At 55.8% G+C, this 17,835-nt stretch carries 14 protein-coding genes and 1 pseudogene; 5 read left to right on the plus strand and 10 right to left on the minus strand.

Annotated elements, in window-relative coordinates; translation table 11 throughout:
* Nucleotides 1-47: 47 nt before the first annotated feature.
* Together ETEE_RS05345 and ETEE_RS05350 are read right to left on the minus strand one after the other, a co-directional pair.
* Nucleotides 48-485, minus strand: a complete 438-nt coding sequence (locus ETEE_RS05345; RefSeq protein WP_034164738.1) for a GNAT family N-acetyltransferase — start codon at nucleotides 483-485, stop codon at nucleotides 48-50.
* A 168-nt stretch (nucleotides 486-653) separates the two neighbouring features.
* Nucleotides 654-1,916 (minus strand): nucleoside permease, encoded by a 1,263-nt coding sequence (locus ETEE_RS05350; protein WP_034164739.1) that lies wholly within the window; start codon nucleotides 1,914-1,916, stop codon nucleotides 654-656.
* 283 nt (nucleotides 1,917-2,199) lie between these two features.
* Here ETEE_RS05350 and ETEE_RS20815 point away from each other — a divergent pair.
* From ETEE_RS20815 to ETEE_RS05360, 3 genes and pseudogenes are all read left to right on the plus strand, one after another.
* A pseudogene (locus tag ETEE_RS20815) lies at nucleotides 2,200-2,890 on the plus strand (IS6 family transposase); the annotation flags it as partial.
* Nucleotides 2,891-3,398: 508 nt separating this feature from the next.
* Nucleotides 3,399-6,629 (plus strand): autotransporter outer membrane beta-barrel domain-containing protein, encoded by a 3,231-nt coding sequence (locus ETEE_RS19435; RefSeq protein ID WP_081854106.1) that lies wholly within the window; start codon nucleotides 3,399-3,401, stop codon nucleotides 6,627-6,629.
* 79 nt (nucleotides 6,630-6,708) lie between these two features.
* Nucleotides 6,709-7,332: a LuxR C-terminal-related transcriptional regulator gene (locus ETEE_RS05360; RefSeq protein ID WP_081854105.1), complete on the plus strand. Its 624-nt coding sequence runs from the start codon at nucleotides 6,709-6,711 to the stop codon at nucleotides 7,330-7,332.
* Nucleotides 7,333-8,044: 712 nt separating this feature from the next.
* On the opposite strand, the gene ETEE_RS05365 is transcribed toward ETEE_RS05360, so the two are convergent.
* Together ETEE_RS05365 and ETEE_RS05370 are read right to left on the minus strand one after the other, a co-directional pair.
* A complete protein-coding gene (locus ETEE_RS05365) occupies nucleotides 8,045-9,169 on the minus strand; it encodes an FUSC family protein (RefSeq protein ID WP_034165862.1) in 1,125 nt (374 codons plus the stop codon).
* A complete protein-coding gene (locus ETEE_RS05370) occupies nucleotides 9,160-10,182 on the minus strand; it encodes a hypothetical protein (protein ID WP_034165861.1) in 1,023 nt (340 codons plus the stop codon). Before ETEE_RS05370 ends, ETEE_RS05365 begins: the two co-directional genes overlap by 10 nt.
* A 295-nt stretch (nucleotides 10,183-10,477) precedes the next feature.
* On the opposite strand from ETEE_RS05370, the gene cfa reads away from it, so the two are divergent.
* Together cfa and ETEE_RS05380 are read left to right on the plus strand one after the other, a co-directional pair.
* A complete protein-coding gene (gene cfa, locus ETEE_RS05375) occupies nucleotides 10,478-11,623 on the plus strand; it encodes a cyclopropane fatty acyl phospholipid synthase (protein ID WP_034165860.1) in 1,146 nt (381 codons plus the stop codon).
* Between the two features lie 90 nt (nucleotides 11,624-11,713).
* Nucleotides 11,714-12,676, plus strand: a complete 963-nt coding sequence (locus ETEE_RS05380) for a LysR family transcriptional regulator (RefSeq protein WP_034165859.1) — start codon at nucleotides 11,714-11,716, stop codon at nucleotides 12,674-12,676.
* A 55-nt stretch (nucleotides 12,677-12,731) separates the two neighbouring features.
* On the opposite strand, the gene ETEE_RS05385 is transcribed toward ETEE_RS05380, so the two are convergent.
* The 6 genes from ETEE_RS05385 to ETEE_RS05405 form a co-directional block, all read right to left on the minus strand.
* Complete coding sequence (locus ETEE_RS05385; protein ID WP_034165858.1) at nucleotides 12,732-13,490, minus strand: DUF1275 family protein; 759 nt, start codon at nucleotides 13,488-13,490, stop codon at nucleotides 12,732-12,734.
* Nucleotides 13,491-13,650: 160 nt separating this feature from the next.
* Complete coding sequence (gene cbdX / locus ETEE_RS19910) at nucleotides 13,651-13,740, minus strand: cytochrome bd-II oxidase subunit CbdX (RefSeq protein ID WP_015462307.1); 90 nt, start codon at nucleotides 13,738-13,740, stop codon at nucleotides 13,651-13,653.
* A gap of 12 nt (nucleotides 13,741-13,752) precedes the next feature.
* Entirely contained in the window at nucleotides 13,753-14,889 is a 1,137-nt protein-coding gene (gene appB, locus ETEE_RS05390; RefSeq protein ID WP_034165857.1) for a cytochrome d ubiquinol oxidase subunit II, read from the minus strand.
* 11 nt (nucleotides 14,890-14,900) lie between these two features.
* Entirely contained in the window at nucleotides 14,901-16,442 is a 1,542-nt protein-coding gene (gene appC / locus ETEE_RS05395) for a cytochrome bd-II oxidase subunit 1 (protein ID WP_034165856.1), read from the minus strand.
* Nucleotides 16,443-16,785: 343 nt separating this feature from the next.
* Nucleotides 16,786-16,983: a rubredoxin gene (locus ETEE_RS05400; protein WP_034165855.1), complete on the minus strand. Its 198-nt coding sequence runs from the start codon at nucleotides 16,981-16,983 to the stop codon at nucleotides 16,786-16,788.
* A complete protein-coding gene (locus tag ETEE_RS05405) occupies nucleotides 16,976-17,833 on the minus strand; it encodes a hydrogenase expression/formation protein (protein ID WP_034165854.1) in 858 nt (285 codons plus the stop codon). Before ETEE_RS05405 ends, ETEE_RS05400 begins: the two co-directional genes overlap by 8 nt.
* Nucleotides 17,834-17,835: the final 2 nt, after the last annotated feature.

Here is a 17,835-nt window from a genome sequence, read left to right on the forward strand (position 1 = left end):
TGCCCGCGTCCCGCCAGCCGGGACGCTCCTCTGCGGCGCGGCTCATCTCACAGCGGTAGACGGTAGGTCACCTGCCGTGCCTGCTCGGTCAACCCCAGCGCAGCCAGCATACGCTGCTGCGCCCTATCCTCCAGCGCCACCGCCGTCACCATCTCCGCGCATCCACGCTGCCGTCCCCAGGCCGCCACCGCCGCCATCAGCGCCGTCGCCACCCCGCGCCGTCGCCGGTCGGGCGATACGAACAGGCAGCACAGCCGCAGCCGGGCAGGCGCACTGCGCTGTAACGTCTCCGGCTGTAGCGCAATCTCCACAAACCCCTGCGCCTCACCTTCGGCGTCCAGCGCCAGCAGGGCGGCGTAGGGGGCGGCATCCAGCAGCGCGCAGCCCTCAAGCCAGTGGCGGCTCAGCGGCGTCTGCGGCGCCAGCTGGGCGCGCAGTGCGACCCAGCGGCGCATCATGGTTTCATCCAACGGTACAATCGTCATGCGTCCCCCTGCGTGGGTGAGATTCGGCAATGAAAAAGGCTAGCCTAACGACCGGGATCGGGACAGACAACGGATGCGCCGGGGCAAGAGGGAGGGCACCCTGTGGGCATTAACATGGCGAAAAAAATGGGCCGCACTCTGCGGTGCGGCCCGGTATATCGGCAAGACTCAGGCCTCCTGGCGTACGGCAGCGTCATGCCCCTGCGGACGGACGTAGCGGTAACGGAACAGGAACAGGAAGATGACGGCCAGCAGCAGCGAGTAGCCGGCGAAGATCAGCCATACGGTCGGCCAGTCGGTCACACCGCCGTGGGTGTAATACTCCACCACCTTCCCGCTGACGATGCCGCCCAGGATACAGCCGAACCCGTTGGTCATCATCAGGAACATCCCCTGCGCGCTGGCGCGGATGGACGGTTTGACCTCCTGATCGACGAACACCGAGCCAGAGATATTAAAGAAGTCAAAGGCGCAGCCGTACACGATCATCGACAGCACCAGCAGCACGGTGCCGAACGGCGACGGATCGCCGTAGGCAAACAGGCCGAAGCGCAGCATCCAGGCCACCATGCTCATCAGCATCACGTTCTTGATACCATAGCGCCCGAGGAAGAACGGGATGGTCAGGATAAACACGGTCTCAGAGATCTGTGATACCGACAGCAGCACCGAGGCGTGCTCGACGATAAAGCTGCCGCTGAACAGCGGATTCTGATCGAAGCTGTGCAGGAACGGGTTACCAAACATGTTGGTAATCTGCAGCTCAGCGCCCAGCAGCATGGAGAAAATAAAGAAGATCGCCATGCGCGGGGTCTTGAACAGGCTAAAGGCATTCAGCCCCAGCATCTCCGCCCAGCCCTGTTTCTCCTGGCGTTTCGCCACCGGAATATGGGGCAGCGTCATGGCAAACAGGCTCAGCAGCAGCGAGGCCACGGCACCGATATACAGCTGCATGTAGCTCAGCTCAAAGCCGGAGAAGCTGACCGCCCACATGGCCAGAATAAACCCAATGGTGCCCCAGATACGGATCGGCGGAAAATCTCTGACGATATCCATGCCCGCATTCTGCAGCCGATAATACGAAATGGTATTCACCAGCCCCAGGGTCGGCATATAGGCCAGGGAGTTCAGCAGGATAACCACGAACATGGCGCTTGGCGTCGTCACCTGGGCCGCCAGGAACAGGGTCAACGCCCCCACCAGATGGCAGGCGGCATAGACCCACTTGGCGCTGATCCATTTATCCGCCACGATCCCCAGCAGGGTCGGCATAAACAACGCCGCAATCCCCAGCGAGCTGTAAACCGCCCCGATGGCCGCGCCGTCAAACTTCAGGGTAACAAACATGTAGGAACCGAGCGTCGTCAGCCAGCTCCCCCACAGGTAGAACTGCAGAAATGACAGTATCTTCAGCTGCAGCTTGAGATTCATGTTATTTTCCTCACACATAGGAGCCAGGATAAGATGGGATAAAAACATTTTTAATTTATTATGGTTTGATCCTATCACCCCGCGGGGAAAATATTTTGCTACCGCGCTCAAAAAATGAAAAAGCATATTAATTGCGGCATAAATTAGTGATGGAGATAACATTTATGCCGTAGTGCAATGGCCTACGACGCCGGGCAAGACGCAGTGCCCAGCGGGATCTCGCATCTGTCGCATAGGACAGATGCTCAGGTAACATGCTGTTTTCCTGTGATGCCGCTTAACCATGCCTCTTATCCGAAGCGCCCTCAAACCACGGGATTATCCCATCGAGGTTATTGTTCAGTGTATCCGCTGATATCTGACTTACTCACTGCCTCGGCGCGATCTCGAAGAGATAATGACCGTGCGCGGTATTCATTTTAACCACGCCATGCTTCACCGCTGGGCTATCCGCTTGGCGCCGCTTCCGGATAAGGCATGTCGTTAGTATAAACGGCAGCGGGCCGCGGATGACGTATCAATGAAACCGGCATCAAAATCAAAGACCAGTGAAAATATTTATATCGTGCGATAGGCACGGTAGGTCAAACCGTCGATTTCCGGCTGACCGCCAAACGGGAGACCGCCGCCGCATTACGCTTCTTTCACAAGGTGAGTAGCCATCATGGCGCACAGGATAGCGAATTTATTGATAAGAATGGTGCCAATACCGCCATACTGGTGACACCTAATGGCGATAGCTCAATCGATGAAATAATTACCATCAGTAAGGGCAGATATCTTAATCATCTGATTGAGCAAGCTCTCTGGAATATCAAATAACGGGTGTGACCCATGCCAGGATTTAAAGCATTTCAGCGGGCATAGACGATAGTGGCGGGCACTGAGTCAATACTCATGTACACACAGGACAACGTCAGCATTCAGCCGCCGACAGATTATCACCGGCGGAACACTTTTATCTGTGGGTGGCTGAAAAAACGGCCAGCTCCCCCCTTTGGCTAATGCCATGTCGCTCATGCGACAGGATCACAAAGAGACCGCACGTTTTACACTACCACCGAAATAGTTTATGAAGTTACATTCATCTTACTTACTGTTATTCTGTTTATATTAAATGCAATGAATTATTCTATTCCAGTTGCTTGTGGTCATCTTATGGAAATATCCATGTTAATTTATTGTTAATAATATTCCAATCTGTTTTCAAAAAGAAAACATACATATTCATTATTTAAATTTGGCATTTAAAACCAAAAATATAATCCAAAACGATCTTTTCATTCGATATAGTTGATATATTTGGATTTTTATTTTGACTATCTTTGTTTTTTTTAGTTTTTTATATCACATCAACTCAATTTTGCAGATCAAAAGATCGAGTTATTGTCTTTTTTCAGCATAAAAGATCGTTTATTCTCAAAAAAGTAACATTTGTTTGAGTGCTGCATGTTTGCATGTGATGTGCATTAGGGGAGTATTATGAGATTTATCGCAATTAATAACACAAATGGAATCTTAGCTATTGGAGTTATCACCGCGGCGATTCAGAGCGCTATCGCCTCTCCCGTGGATTTTTCTGATGGCAACCACCATAAAATAATGGGTGAGAATCTAAATAATAATGGTTCTGCATATATCAGTACTGTGACCGTAGGTAACAAATCTAGCCTGGAAATCACTAACTCCAGTATTACTGCAGCGGCTATTGCATCCAGTGGAATTTTGACTACATCAGGAGGAAGAACAGATGTAACATCATCTCACTTGCTCAGCAGCGGGGGTGGAAGTTTTGCTCTCCAGTCAAAAGAGGGCGGTAGTACAACTATTTCTAAATCAGTGGTTGAATCCAATAACAAGAGCCATGGTGGGGTACTTAGCTCAGGTAAAGGCTCAGTGATAGACGTTGATGCAACCAAAATCATCGTAACATCAGCAGGGGGGATTGGATTAAATGCTGCTGGCGCTATTGCTGAATTCGAGGCCAATCTAAATATTAAGAATAGTCAGGTTGAGACTAGCGGTGAGTTTTCCTCTGCACTTTTTGCTCAGGCTAAGGGAACGCTGAATGCACAAAAAACTGCACTGTTCACTACAGGAAATAATAGCACCGCAGTGCAAGCTAACAGCGGCAGTGAGGTGACTTTTGATAGTGGAAATATTCAGACTCGCGGCGATGGTTCGCATGGTGCAATGGTTTCAGGGGGAAGTACTGTTGCAATAAGCCAAAGCAGTATTGCAACGACGGGGGCTGCCTATGGCGTCTATGCTACGGATGCGGGTAGTCGAGTAACGCTAGATAACGCTCAAGTGGTGACGAGCCATGCGTTGTCGAGTGCTTTGCTAGTTCATCAAGGTGCGATGCTTGTCAGTAATGATAGCCAGATTGTTACAGAAGGTGCAGGTAGTTACGGTGTACTTACCAGCGGCGAGAATTCTCAGGCGCAGCTGACTAATATTCAGATTGAAACACTGGGTGATATGTCAGGGGATGTCTCGGCGAATGGTGTTGTTAGCGAGTTCGGCGCTAATGTCTCACTACGTGGTAATAACCGCATTACAACGCAGGGAACCTCGGCGATGGGTATATTAGCTCAGGTCTCCGGAACCATCGGGGATACGCTAATATCAACGATAGGAAATACGCAGGTAGTCACGCGAGGAGATGGGGCATTTGCATTGTCCGCTTGTGCCAGGAACGGAGGGAGAGAGTGTACAACGGCTCTCGAACAAGGTGTGGATGGTAGTGATCCGGTAAGTCAGGCGTTGGTCGCGGCTAAAGGTTTACATGCCATTACCGAAGGGAAAGGAAGTTATGCCGCCTATGCGAATGGCGCGAATGCAAAAGTAGCATTAGATAACGCCTATTTAGAGACTCGCGGAAGTGGTAGCCATGGCGTAGCTATCCGTGCGGGTCAAGCATCCCTTTCCCAAACAGATATCCGTACTATTGGTGATGGTGCACACGGTGCAGCTATATATAATGGTGGTTCGCTACAAGTTACCGATTCATCGCTCAAGGCTGAGCAGGGTAGTGGACTGTACGTTAATAGCACTCAGCCTAGCAGTGTCGCAAATATTTCTGTCTCTAACTCACAGCTTTGGGGAAAGCATAGTGCAATTAATGTAAATACGGGTAAGGCAAATATCGCATTGGTGAACTCAGCAATCAGCGCCGGTAACGGTGTCATGCTTGAAGCCGAACAGGGCGATGTTGCTCTAGAGGCTAAAGGGAGTTTGCTTAGCGGTAGCGCGATGAGTAGCAGTCATAGCAAGATAGCGATGACGTTGAGTGACTATAGTCGATGGGAAAATGCTGCAGGATCACGGATCAGCGGCCTGACATTGGTCGACAGTTCACTGTATTTTGCTGAACAACAATCCCCTAATCCCCACGGCGCGCTGACGATTGATGGTAATTTAAACAGCGATAACGGCCATTTTTATTTTAACGGGGTTATTAATGGCGATGATTCAGCCATTAATAAACTTATTGTGAATGGTGATACACAAGGCAGCGGATGGGTCAGTGTAACCAATGTAGGAGGAGTAGGAGAAAAAACCTTACAGGGGATTGAGCTGATTAATGTTTCAGGAAATTCCTCTGCAGATTTCCATCAAGTCGGGCGTATTGTTTCCGGTGCTTATGATTACTATCTCGTCAGGGGGCAAGGAGACAATAAATCTAACTGGTATCTGAGTAATACGTTGGCTTCTGCTCAGTCTCCGGTTCTTCGGCCTGAAGTTGGCGGCTATATTTCCAATATTGCTGCTGCCAACACACTTTTTACAATGAGTCTGCACGATCGCCTCGGTGAAATAGAATATATCGATGCATTTACGGGTAAAAAGCATGCAACCAGCCTGTGGTTACGCCAGTCCGGTAGTCATAATGTTTCCAGGGATAATAGTGGTCAGTTGGACACGCAAAGTAACCGTTACTTGGTGCAACTCGGAGGCGATATTGCCCAATGGATTATGCCGGGTCAACAGCGTATCCATCTAGGTGTGATGGCGGGTTATGGACATAGCAACAGCAATACACATTCAACGCTTTCTGGATATCGTGCTCAAGGATCAGTGAATGGCTATAGCGTGGGTATGTACGGCTCTTGGTTTGCTAACCCCGAAGACCAATCAGGTAGTTATGTTGATAGCTGGTTGCAATATGGCTGGTTTAATAACCAGGTAAAAGGTGAGCAAACTGTTGCACAAAATTATCGCACTCACGGCTGGAGTGCATCGCTAGAAAGTGGCTATACACTTAAGTTAAAAGATTACCATACTGAATATGGCAGCCTTAATAGCTGGTATCTACAGCCTCAGCTACAGTTGACATGGATGGGGATTCAGTCTGGTAATATGCAGGAAGCCAATGGAACGCGCATACGTGGTACCAATACAAATAATATTCAGACGAGAGTGGGGCTGCGTACCTTTCTTAAAGGACATAGTATTATCGATAAAGATAAATCCCGTGAGTTTGAGCCGTTTATTGAAGCAAACTGGCTCCATAATACACAGCGCTTTGCTGTTGAAGTAAATGGCGATCGATCTTATCAGCAAGGCGCGAATAATCTTGCTGAGGTAAAATTAGGCATTGATGGGAAAATCAATAATAGCGTCAATCTGTGGGGCAACGTTGGCGTACAGGTTGGCAAGGAACACTACAGTGATACCACGGCAACACTAGGCATTAAGTATATCTTTTAATTGATAAATCGCCGGATACGTCCGGCGATATTTCCCATGCTCGCTGAAATATAATCAATGATTTTTGACGAAAGCGTTTATGCCTAATTCTATTGCTAATCGATTAAATTTTTATGGCTTAGATAACTTCTTTATTTCAGGCCTTGAAAAGGCCTGTTCTACCATGCTGGATAAATCTGTTTATTTAGGCGTAAATCAGTATGACGAGAAGGTGTCTGTGTATGTTATGTCAGGGATGAGCCTGGCTGAAATTGGCCATTATATATTACATACCGATCCAGGTGGAGTCGTACTATTCATTATGGATAGCAAATATATACACATTCTCAGCGATATGTTTAATTACCATCAGGTGAGATTTATCGAATCATCAAAAAACATTCATGAGATATGTAATATTTTGTCTGACTTGTTGCTGGATATATCTTATACATTGAATGATAAAGCGCTTGGACTGCGCGATTCCAGATTGATCTCGCCTACTGAAACACGATTTATGTATTACTTCTTACGAGGAATCAACAATAATGAAATCGCAAAAAAACTCTCTATTAGCAATAAATCATCAAGCTATATCAAGAGGAGCTTAATGAAGAAAATCAATGCAAGAAATAACATTGAACTACTGATTAAATATCAGTTATTATGCCGTTTTATCCCTAGCATACATCAAGACTTAAGAATTTATGATTTAGCGATGTAATCCATCTCTATTTCTTAATAGAGCGACATTAATAGATACTCATAAAAATGTGTATCAACTAAACCTTGAATGTACAACAACGCAGCATAGACAAAGTGATTTTGTCTATAGAATACCGAGACCATTGATAAGAATCATGTCAATAAAGCGACATGGGTAATACTCAACGCTGATAAAACAGAAGATGAAGCGGTTACCGCCGGACTAAGCAAGTATCTTAATCATCTGATTGAGCAAGCTCTCCGGAATATCAAACAACGGGTGTGCCCCATGCCGGGATTTAAAGCATTTCAGCGGGCATAGACGATAGTCGCGGGCACTGGGCCAATACACATGTACACGCAGGACAACGTCAGCATTCAGCCGCCGACAGATTATCACCGGCGGAACACTTTTATCTGTGGGTGGCTGAAAAAACGGCCAGCCCCCCCTTTGGCTAATGCCATGTCGCTCATGCGACAGGGGTCACCCGACAGCCCGACTGGCCGGCCGCGCCGCTGATTCGACGCAGCGCGTTGATCGGGCTGCTGACGGCGGCGGCCTTCGCCGAACGCCCGATCCATCTTCTCTGACCGAATGACAAATCCTCGCCCCGGCGCCGGGTGGTCACGCTCAATGCGCTGGCGGCGCACTTCTCGCCGACGCCACCCTGGCTGCGCGATCCGGCGGATGACCGCGGCGACAAATGGGCGCCAGCGCCGCGCAAAACCGCCTACGCCTGCCGCCCGGAGCGACGGTGCGCGCCGGGCGGCAGGCGCAGACGGCGATCCTCCCGGGCCTTATCGCACAGGAAGGTCAGCGATACCCCGTTCAGCATCGCGGCCACGTCATGCTCTATCGACAGCAGCAGCGCCGAAACCTGTGCCCGGCGCTCGCCGTCCTCTCCCGACGCAGCCAGGGCCTGACGCCCGATCAGCCGGTTAATCCGCTCCAGACGCCGCAGGCGACGACGAGCCAGATCGAGCCGCAGCGCCACGATGGCGTCGATAACACCGGTCAGGGCCACGCTGTTCAGACACAGCGCGCGATACCAGGGATCATCCACGGCCAGATGCAGGCGGGTCGTCAGGCTATGCAGCAGATTCAGCGTCAGCATCAGGCGGCTGATACGGTGGGTAAACAGCTGAAAGCGCGCATAGATATAGCGATCGAACAGCAGATCGTAAGACCAGATGGGCAGGTTGCCGTGCACGTAGTGCTCCAGCTCCTCAAAATGGTGAAAGAAGGCCCCCTCCGGCACCCGCCACTCTCCCCCGGCCGCCAGTAGGCAGCTCCGGTTAAACCCGGCGATACGGCGCAGCAGGCCGGTCAGGGTCGCAAAAACCTGATCATGCTGGTGGCGCGGCATGATCAGCAGCGAACAGAGATAGGCCACCAGGGCGCCACACAGCGTATCGATCAGGCGATAGCTGAGCAAGGTCCACAGCAGCGGGCGCTGATGATTAAAAAAGCTGGCCAGCAGCATCGCCACCAGGGTCGTGATCAGGCAGACAAAAAGGCCGTAGTAGCGGCTCAGGCACTTGCTCCAGTAGGCCAGCGTTCCGGTCAACACCAGCAGAATCAGGAAGATAGCAGTATGATCGATCAGTAGGATGCCACAGCTGCCCAGCGCGACCCCGCACATCGTTCCCAGTACCCGCTGGAAACCGCGGCGAAATGCCGCCGATGAGGAGGTGATGGTCAGACTGACCACCAGCGCGGTCAGGGGAACCCAAAATCCCTGTACCAGCGGCACCCATGCGATCAGCAGCTGGGCCACTACCATGGAGACCGCGGCGCTGGCCATCTGGTGTAGCACCAGCGGCGGCAGCGGCGTCTTAGCGCCGCTCAATCGCATGACGCCTCCTGCTGCGCGGGGAGCGCCAGCGGCGCGCATTGCTCGACCAGCGCCTGCAGCAGGGAGACCAGCAGGCGCAGCGTGGGATGCGCCCCCTCCGGCAGCGCGCATGCAAGCCACTGACGCAGCGCCGTCAGCTGCTGCGCGCGCTGACGGTAGTCCAGCGACTCCACCCGACACAGCAGCGAGGCCAGCGCCAGAAAGCAGCGTCGACGCAGCGCGTTGACCCGGCGTAGATCATCCCGCCCCAGCGGCTCCACCGGCCAGTAACTCAGGGTGATCACCCCCTCCACCAGCGCCATCAGCATCGCGGAGCGGGGCGACGGAGGGGCGCCACCGCCGTCGCATCCCGCGTGGTATGCGCTCAGCAGGCGCTGCAGCGTAGCCTGACGATTGAAGGTGGCCTTTTTCAGCGCCGGCGCCAGCTGGTTAAAATCGCGTACAGCGGGCAGATAGGCCAGCCAGCGGCAGGTCTCTCCCAGCTGGTGTAGCAGTACGCGCGGCAGGCGCCGCCGGTAGCGGCGGCTGGTGCGGGCGGGAAGCAACAGGAAGGCGCCCAGCGCGCAGGCGCCGCCGGCCAGCAGCGCCGGGATCAGCTGCCCCATGACCGGGGGGCGCTCCTGCGCCAGCCCATTGGCGATAATGGCGAACAGCGTCACAAACAGCGACACCATGGCCATCGCGGGCCGGCAGGAGAATAGATACAGCGTTAGGGCCGCCAGCAGCGCTACCATCACCACCTGCAGCGGGATACTGCACAGGCTGCCCAGCAGCACCGCGCTACCGATCAGCAGGGTATTGATCAGGACGCTCAGCGCATGGCTGGCGAGGCGATCGCCCATCACCACCTGTACGGAGAATACGCCCAGCAAAATACTGTAGATCCCCCATTCGGCGAACGGACCGACCTGATCGACCACGATCCCCAGCGTCAGTCCAATCGCGGTACGCATAGCGTTGAGCATAAAGCGGCCGTCGGGATCGGCCAGAATAACGCGATCGCATACCCTCATCGCGAGCGCTCCGGACCACGGCGTAGGGAGACCCAGGCGTCACACTCGCCAGCGCGCGGCCTCGGCATTCTTGACGTAGACAAAACAGAGAGGCTATCCCAGAACACCATAAAATCGCCGACCTAAAAAAATGACTCTATTATTAAATAGCATATCAATCTGGACATTGGGTTGGAATATTTCTACTGGAATGATTTTATTCTATTAATTTATGCTTAATGGGAATTTTTATATGCTTTGTTATCGATAATAAACGCCGGATATTATGCGAAAAAAATTCATCTCCGGAATAAATATGAGCACCGTAGTCAGCGAAATAGATTATCAGTCCCGCAGTTACCATATCCTGCAGCCGTTACTGCAGCAGGCCGGCATAGGCCTTGAGGGGCAGCAGCCCTATGACCTGCAGATCCATAACCCGCAGCTATTCTCCACCGTGCTCAAGGCCGGCTCCCTGGGGCTGGGCGAGAGCTATATGGACGGCTGGTGGGACTGCGAACGCCTGGATATGTTTTTTGACCGCGCCCTGCGCCACGGCCTGGACAAGAAGCTGCCCGGCAACCTCAACGATCTGATCTATGCCGTCAGCGCCCGCCTGTTTAACCTGCAGTCGCGCCGGCGCGCCGGTCAGGTTGCCCGCGAACACTACGATCTGGGCAACGATCTGTTTGAGGCCATGCTCGATCCCCACATGCAGTACTCCTGCGCCTACTGGAAAGAGGCCAAAACGCTGGAGCAGGCCCAAGAGGCCAAGCTGGATCTGATCTGCCGCAAGCTCGATCTGCAGCCGGGTCAGCGAGTGCTCGACATCGGCTGCGGCTGGGGGGGACTGGCGGCGTACATGGCCCGCAACTACGGCGTAGAGGTCACCGGGATCACCATCTCGCAGGAGCAGTGCGAGCTGGCCCGCCAGCGCTGCGCCGGTCTGCCGGTAACCCTGCGCCTGATGGACTACCGCGATCTGGACCAGCCATTCGAGCGCATCGTCTCCGTCGGCATGTTTGAGCACGTCGGCCCCAAAAACTACGCCACCTACTTCAACACGGTCAAACGCTGCCTGCACCCTGAAGGGCGTTTTCTGCTGCACACCATCGGCAGTAATATCTCCGATCACGGTGTCGATCCCTGGATTAACCGCTATATTTTCCCTAATGGACGCCTGCCCTCCATGCGCGATATCGTCAGCTGCAGCGAGGGGATGATGGTCATGGAGGATTGGCACAATTTGGGGAGCGATTACGATAAGACGCTGATGGCATGGGAGGCTCGCTTCCGCGCCGCCTGGCCACAGCTGAAGGATCGCTACGGCGAGCGTTTTTACCGTATGTTCCGCTACTATCTCTGTGCCTGCGCCGGCGCCTTCCGCGCCCGGGATATCCAGCTGTGGCAGGTGCTGTTTAGTCCCCACGGCGTCAGCGGCGGCGTACGGGTCGCACGCTAACCCCGCCCCTATTTTCTACGGTCGGCCGCCGCGGCGGTCGGCCTGTCTATGATCGCTAACGGTGAATACGACACCGCAACAGGTGACGCCATGTCGCACGATAATTTTCTGAAGTCCATGTATGACACCCACTACGGTGCCCTGATCGCCCTGGCCGCACTGAATGAAGAGCAGAGCGTCAGCCGGGCCGCCGAATGCCTGAGCATCAGCCAGCCCTCCATGAGCAAGCTGCTGATGGAGCTGCGCAAAGAGTTCAACGATCCGCTGTACACCAAGTGCAATAATCTGTTTACCCTGACCCCGGTCGGCGAGACCCTGTGCACCATCGTGCGCAATACGCTGTACGCCAGTCAGTCGATGATCGACCAGCTGCGCTGCGGGGTGAAGCACCGCTATAACATCTGTCTGCCCCACTGGTTCAATATTCAGGAGGTCTCCGCCCTGATCGGCAACGTGCGCACCCTGTATCCCAACCTGGTGATCAACTTCCGGCCGCCCAGCGCCACCACCGCAGAAGACATCGTGCAAAGCCTGAAGCAGGGCAACGTGGACGTCGCCGTACGCCACTTTCCCCACGCCTGTCCCAGCGGTATTCACCTGAAGACGCTCGGATCCTCCGAATTCATGTTCCTACGCCGTGTCCGCGCCATCGGCCAACAACCGACGCAGATGCTGACCATGACCCGCGAGCAGCTGCTCTGCACGCCGCTGATTATCTACAATATCAGTCCCTACCTACAGGACAGCTTCCTGCAGGCCAACCGCCTGGATGAGGGACTGCTGAATATCACCATGACCCTGACCAACAACTTCCGCCGCTGGCTGGATGAGCTGGTGGACGACGATACCCTGCTGATAACGCTGCGCAGCGTCGGCGAGGCGCTGGTCGAAAGCGGGGAGTACCGGGCGGTCGCTATTCCCGGCATGGCCATCCACTTCCCGTATCATCTGATGTGGCACGAGCGCTCGTCGCAGGATCCGGTCCATCACCTGATCCGCAAGGCGCTGATCGCCATGGGCAGCGCCAGCCTTCCCCCACCGATGGAGCGCTGAGGCTAGCGATAGACCAAAACGGCAGCCAACGGCTGCCGTTTTTACTGCGTCCAAACTAGATCTGCACTGCCCGGTGGCGGCCATGCACCACCCAGATGCGCAGGGTAAACAGCACCAGCGCCAGCAGCGCCAGACTCAGGCTGTAGAAACCGATGTGCCGGCTCAGCAGCGCGGTCACCAGCGCCCCGACAAAGAAGTGCGCGATCACCATCAGGTAATGCAGGCCCTCATGGTACAGGCGTACCCGCTCACGTCGATTGCGGTGACGATCGAACACGCTGAACAGACGGCTCATCATCAGCACGTACACCGTGGTCACCACCGAGGTCGCCGTCGGCTGACGGGTTCCCCCGTGCTTAATCACAAAGTTCTGGATATACATAAAGATCAGCCCGATGGTCACCAGCGGCATCACCCGCGGCGTCGGCTTGGCACCCAGCAGCCCATAGTGGCTCATCGCCGCCCCCAGCAGCATGAACGCCAGCAGCAGCAGGCAGTTGATGCTCATGGCAATGGCATAGCCGTGCCACGGGCTGTTCAGGCGGGAGTGATAGCGGTTGACGAGCAGCTGATGCAGCGCCGCCAGCACCATCCAGATCAGGATGATAGAAATATGGTAGACCGACTCAAAGTCCATCCCCCCATTGGCCAACGCCGCAATGCCGAAGATCATGTTAGAGGTCATATAGCCGATTAAGGCCTTGTATAAATACATAAAACTGACGATTTCCAGGCAGCCGCCAATAAAGCTCATCATATAGTGAATTTCATGATTGAGCGTGCGGTAGACCCGGGATAGGGGCTTATTACGCATTACGTCACTCGATAAGAATTAACACGCAGAAATTTTATCACTCGATAATAATATCTGGTGGTTATGATGATTATATTATAGGCGGGAATAAAAACGGCGTCGGACGACGCCGGTAGAACGATGACGGGGGCGGCATCGACCCGCCCCCGGTTGACCCAGGCTATTTCAGCCGCGGCTCAAGCCATACCAGGATCAGAGTCGACAGCGAACACATCAGCAAAATGCCGACAAACCACAGTAAATACCACATCGCGCCCTCTCCTCAGTACAGTTCGTGATCGTGACGGCGGATGGTCTCCGGATTAATCCGCCCCAGCATTTTATAGTAGCTCCACAGGGTGTAGAGCAGCACGATCGGCAGGAAGATCAGCACGATCACCAACATGATACTCAATGTCATCTGGCTGGAGGTGCTATCCCACAGCGTCAGGCTGGAGACAGGGTTAATGCTGGAGGGCATCACAAACGGGAACAGCGTCACCCCGGCGGTAAACACCACCCCGGCCTGCGCCAGCGATGCCAGCAGGAATCCCCACCCTCCACGACCGCGGGCGCTGGCGAACAGGGTCAGCAGCGGACACAGCACGCCGAGCAGCGGGAAGAGCAGCAGCAGCGGCGAACGGATAAAGTTACTCATCCAGGCGCCGGGCAGCACCGCAACCGCCTTCAGCAGCGGGTTGGAGGGGCCATTGGCATCCTGGCTGAGCAGCACATAGCCATCGATGCCGACCCATAGCCAGTAGCCGGCCAGCAGGAAGCAGAGCACCACCAGCAGCGCGCTGCGGTTGGTCGCCGAGCGGGCCCGCTGACGGATCACGCCGTCGGTCTTCAGCTGTAGCCAGACACCGCCCTGCATGATCACCATACACAGGCTGAGCAGCCCGCACAGCAGGGCAAAAGGCGACAGCAGCTGCCAGAAGGTGCCAAAGTACTCCACGCGCAGCTGCGGGGTGAAGGCAAAGGGAACCCCCAGGATCAGGTTGCCAAACGCCACGCCGAACACCAGCGGCGGCACCAGGCTGCCGATCACCAGCCCGATATCCCACAGGGTGCGCCAGCGCGCATCGGCGATCTTGCCCCGGTAGTCAAAGGCCAGCGGACGAAAGAATAGGGCACACAGCACCAGGATCATCGCCACATAGAAGCCGGAAAAGGCGGCGGCATAGACCCGCGGCCAGGCGGCAAACAGCGCGCCGCCGGCCAGGATCAGCCATACCTGGTTGCCCTCCCAGTGGGCACCGACGCTGTTGATCAGCACGCGCCGCTCGTCGTCGCTGCGCGCCACCAGCGGCAGCAGGCAGCCGACCCCCATGTCAAATCCGTCGGTCACCATAAAGGCCACCAGGATCACGCCGATCAACAGCCACCAAATAAACCGCAGCGTTTCATAATCAAACATAACAGTCTCCTTTACCCCTGCTGCGCCGGTTGTTCACTCTGCATCGCGCTCGGCCCGAGACGCGCGTACTTCTGCATCAGATAGACCTCGGCGATTAAGAACAGGGTGTAAAGCCCCAGGATCAGCCCCATCGAGAAGGCCAGCTGGCCTACCGTCAGGGCCGAGTGAGCGGAATAGGTCGGCAGGATATCCTGAATTGCCCAGGGCTGACGGCCAAACTCCGTCATAAACCAGCCGGCCTCGATGGCAATCCACGGCAGCGGCAGGCTATAGAACACCATACGCAGCACCCAGCGGTGCTGATCGATGCGCACCCGCAGCGTCTGAACCAGCGCAATCAGCATCACCAGCAGCAGCAGCGAGCCGCAGCCCACCATGATACGGAAGCTCCAGAACACCGGCGCCACCTGCGGGATCAGGCCGCGCTGCGCCGCCTGATACTGCGCCGGCGTCACATTGTTCATATCCGGCGCATACTGCTTCAGCAGCATGCCGTACCCCAGATCGCTTTCGACGGCGCGGAACGCGCTCAGCACCTGCGGCGAGCGGTTGCCCTGCGAGAGGGTATTCATCAGCAGCCAGGCCTCGCGCCCGCGCTGCAGACGCGGCAGGGCGTCGGCCATCAGATTCTTCAGACCCGGCACCGGCGTATCCAGCGAGTGGGTCGCCAACAGGCCGAGTAGAGCCGGTACCTTGATGGCGAAGGCGTTACGCTCCTGCTCTTGCTCCGGCCAGGCCACCAGGTGGAACGGCGCAGGCGCGGGTTCGGTCTGCCACTCCCCTTCCATCGCCGCCAGCTTCACCGGCTGAACCTTGGCCACCTCATAGGCGGAGCTGTCGCCCAGCTGCAGCGTCCCCAGAATGGCCAGGGTGCCGAACACCGACCCGATGGCGAAGGAGCGCAGCGCCACGTCACGCTCGCGGCCGCGCAGCAGATACCAGGCGCTGATGGACATGATGAACATCGCCCCGGCCACATAGCCGGACATCACGGTGTGGACAAACTTCACCTGGCTGACCGGGTTAAATACCAGCTCGCTGAAGCTGGTCATCTCCATACGCAGGGTGTCGATATCAAAGTGAGCCCCGGTCGGAAACTGCATCCAGCCGTTGGCGTTCAGGATCCACAGGGCGGAGATATTCGAGCCGAAGGCCACCAGCCAGGTCACCAGCAGATGCTGATACTTGTTCAGCCGCTGCCAGCCGAAGAAGAACAGGCCGACAAAGGTGGACTCGAGGAAGAAGGCCATCAGCGCCTCCATCGCCAGCGGTGCGCCGAAGATATCGCCCACGTAGTTGGAGTAGAATGACCAGTTGGTACCGAACTGAAACTCCATGGTCAGGCCGGTCGCCACGCCCAGAGCAAAGTTGATCCCAAACAGCTTACCCCAGAAACGCGTCATATCGCGGTAGATCGCTTTGCCGGTCACCACGTAAATGGTTTCCATGACGGCCAGCAAAAAAATCAGCCCCAGGGTAAGGGGTACGAACAAGAAGTGATACAGCGCGGTCAGCGCAAACTGCCATCGCGATAAGTCAATAACATCCCACATGCGGACTCCTGTAGGCGATAAGATGGGGAATATGGACCCGGCTGTCTCCCGCAACGGATCACCGCGTCAACGCGTGCCCGGACGTGCGCCCTGCCAACGGGGAGGCTCCCCCGCCGTTTTTGCGCAGCCCAAAGCCGCCATGACCACTGACGACATATCCATACTTTTACGGGATACCGCCTAATAGTAGATCGCCGCGCGCGCCGCCGCAGACCCGGCCCCCATATATAGGCCAATCGTGCTACACAAAGGCCCGAAAACCCTATTTTATGTACGTATTTATCAGATGACTGCGCCGCCTAACGGCGGCGCAAAATGAGGCGGGCTGACGCGCGAAAAGCGCTCAGTCCAATAGCAGGAAGTGCGGCTTATCCGCGTCACACTGTGGGCAGCGCCAGTGCGCCGGCAGCGCGCTGAAGGGAACCCCAGGCGGGATTTGTCCCACCTTGTCCCCCTGTGCCGGATCGTACACCCACCAGCACAGGTTGCACTCCAGCCGGGCATCGTCCGCGATCGTCTGGGCGTAGCCGCGCTCAAACATGGGCCACCTCCTCCAGCCAGCGGCAGACGTCGCCCAGACGCTGGGCCGAGTCGGCCAGATCCTCCGGCGCCGCCAGCACCAGCTCCGGCAGGGTGCACACCTCATAGCTGTCGAGCAGCGTCCCCTTCAGGGTATCCAGACAGCGTACGTGCCAGACATGGCGCAGCCCCGTCGCGTCGATACGGCTCTCGCCGTAGCCAAAGGTGCGGATCTGAATCCGCCCTGCCCCACACAGCCGCGTTAAAAACAGACGATCGGCCTCGCTCAGCGGCAGCTGGGTCAGGTTGATGCTGTGGGGCTGGGCCGCCGGATCGCGCACGTGCGTCAGCAGCTCATGGGCCAGCGGCAGCCCGTTCATCAGCCCATCGATGGGCGGCGGCAGCAGCGAATCGTTCGGCAGCGTATCGGCGCTGGCCGCCTGCCACAGCGGCAGCGGTGCACAGCCCGCCTCCAGCCGGTCCTCCAGCACGCAGCCCCCCAGCAGACGGCGAACCCGCCACAGGCCACAGAAGATCGCCTCCTGGATCTCGCTTTCGCTGCCGTCCGGATGCTGAATACGCACCGAGACCTCCCCTTCGCCCAGCAGGGCGTTGAGAAAGGTCATATCCTCGTCATCCAGCGCCGACAGATCCCAGCCGATCACCTCGCCCAGGGGGGGAATCCCCTGCGCCAGCTGACTCAGTAAGCGCGTCAGCAGTGCCATGATCCGCGGGCTGTGGGCGCAGTGCTCCAGCGCCGCCATACTCGGATCGCCGTTTACCCCGCAGGTGATCGGCAGCGGGTTCATGCTAAAGCTGTCGTCATCGGGCTGGGTGCCCGGCCCCAACAGATGGAAAAAGGTCTCGCTCATCG

The sequence above is a fragment of the Edwardsiella anguillarum ET080813 genome (assembly GCF_000264765.2).
Classification (GTDB): Bacteria; Pseudomonadota; Gammaproteobacteria; order Enterobacterales; family Enterobacteriaceae; genus Edwardsiella; species Edwardsiella anguillarum.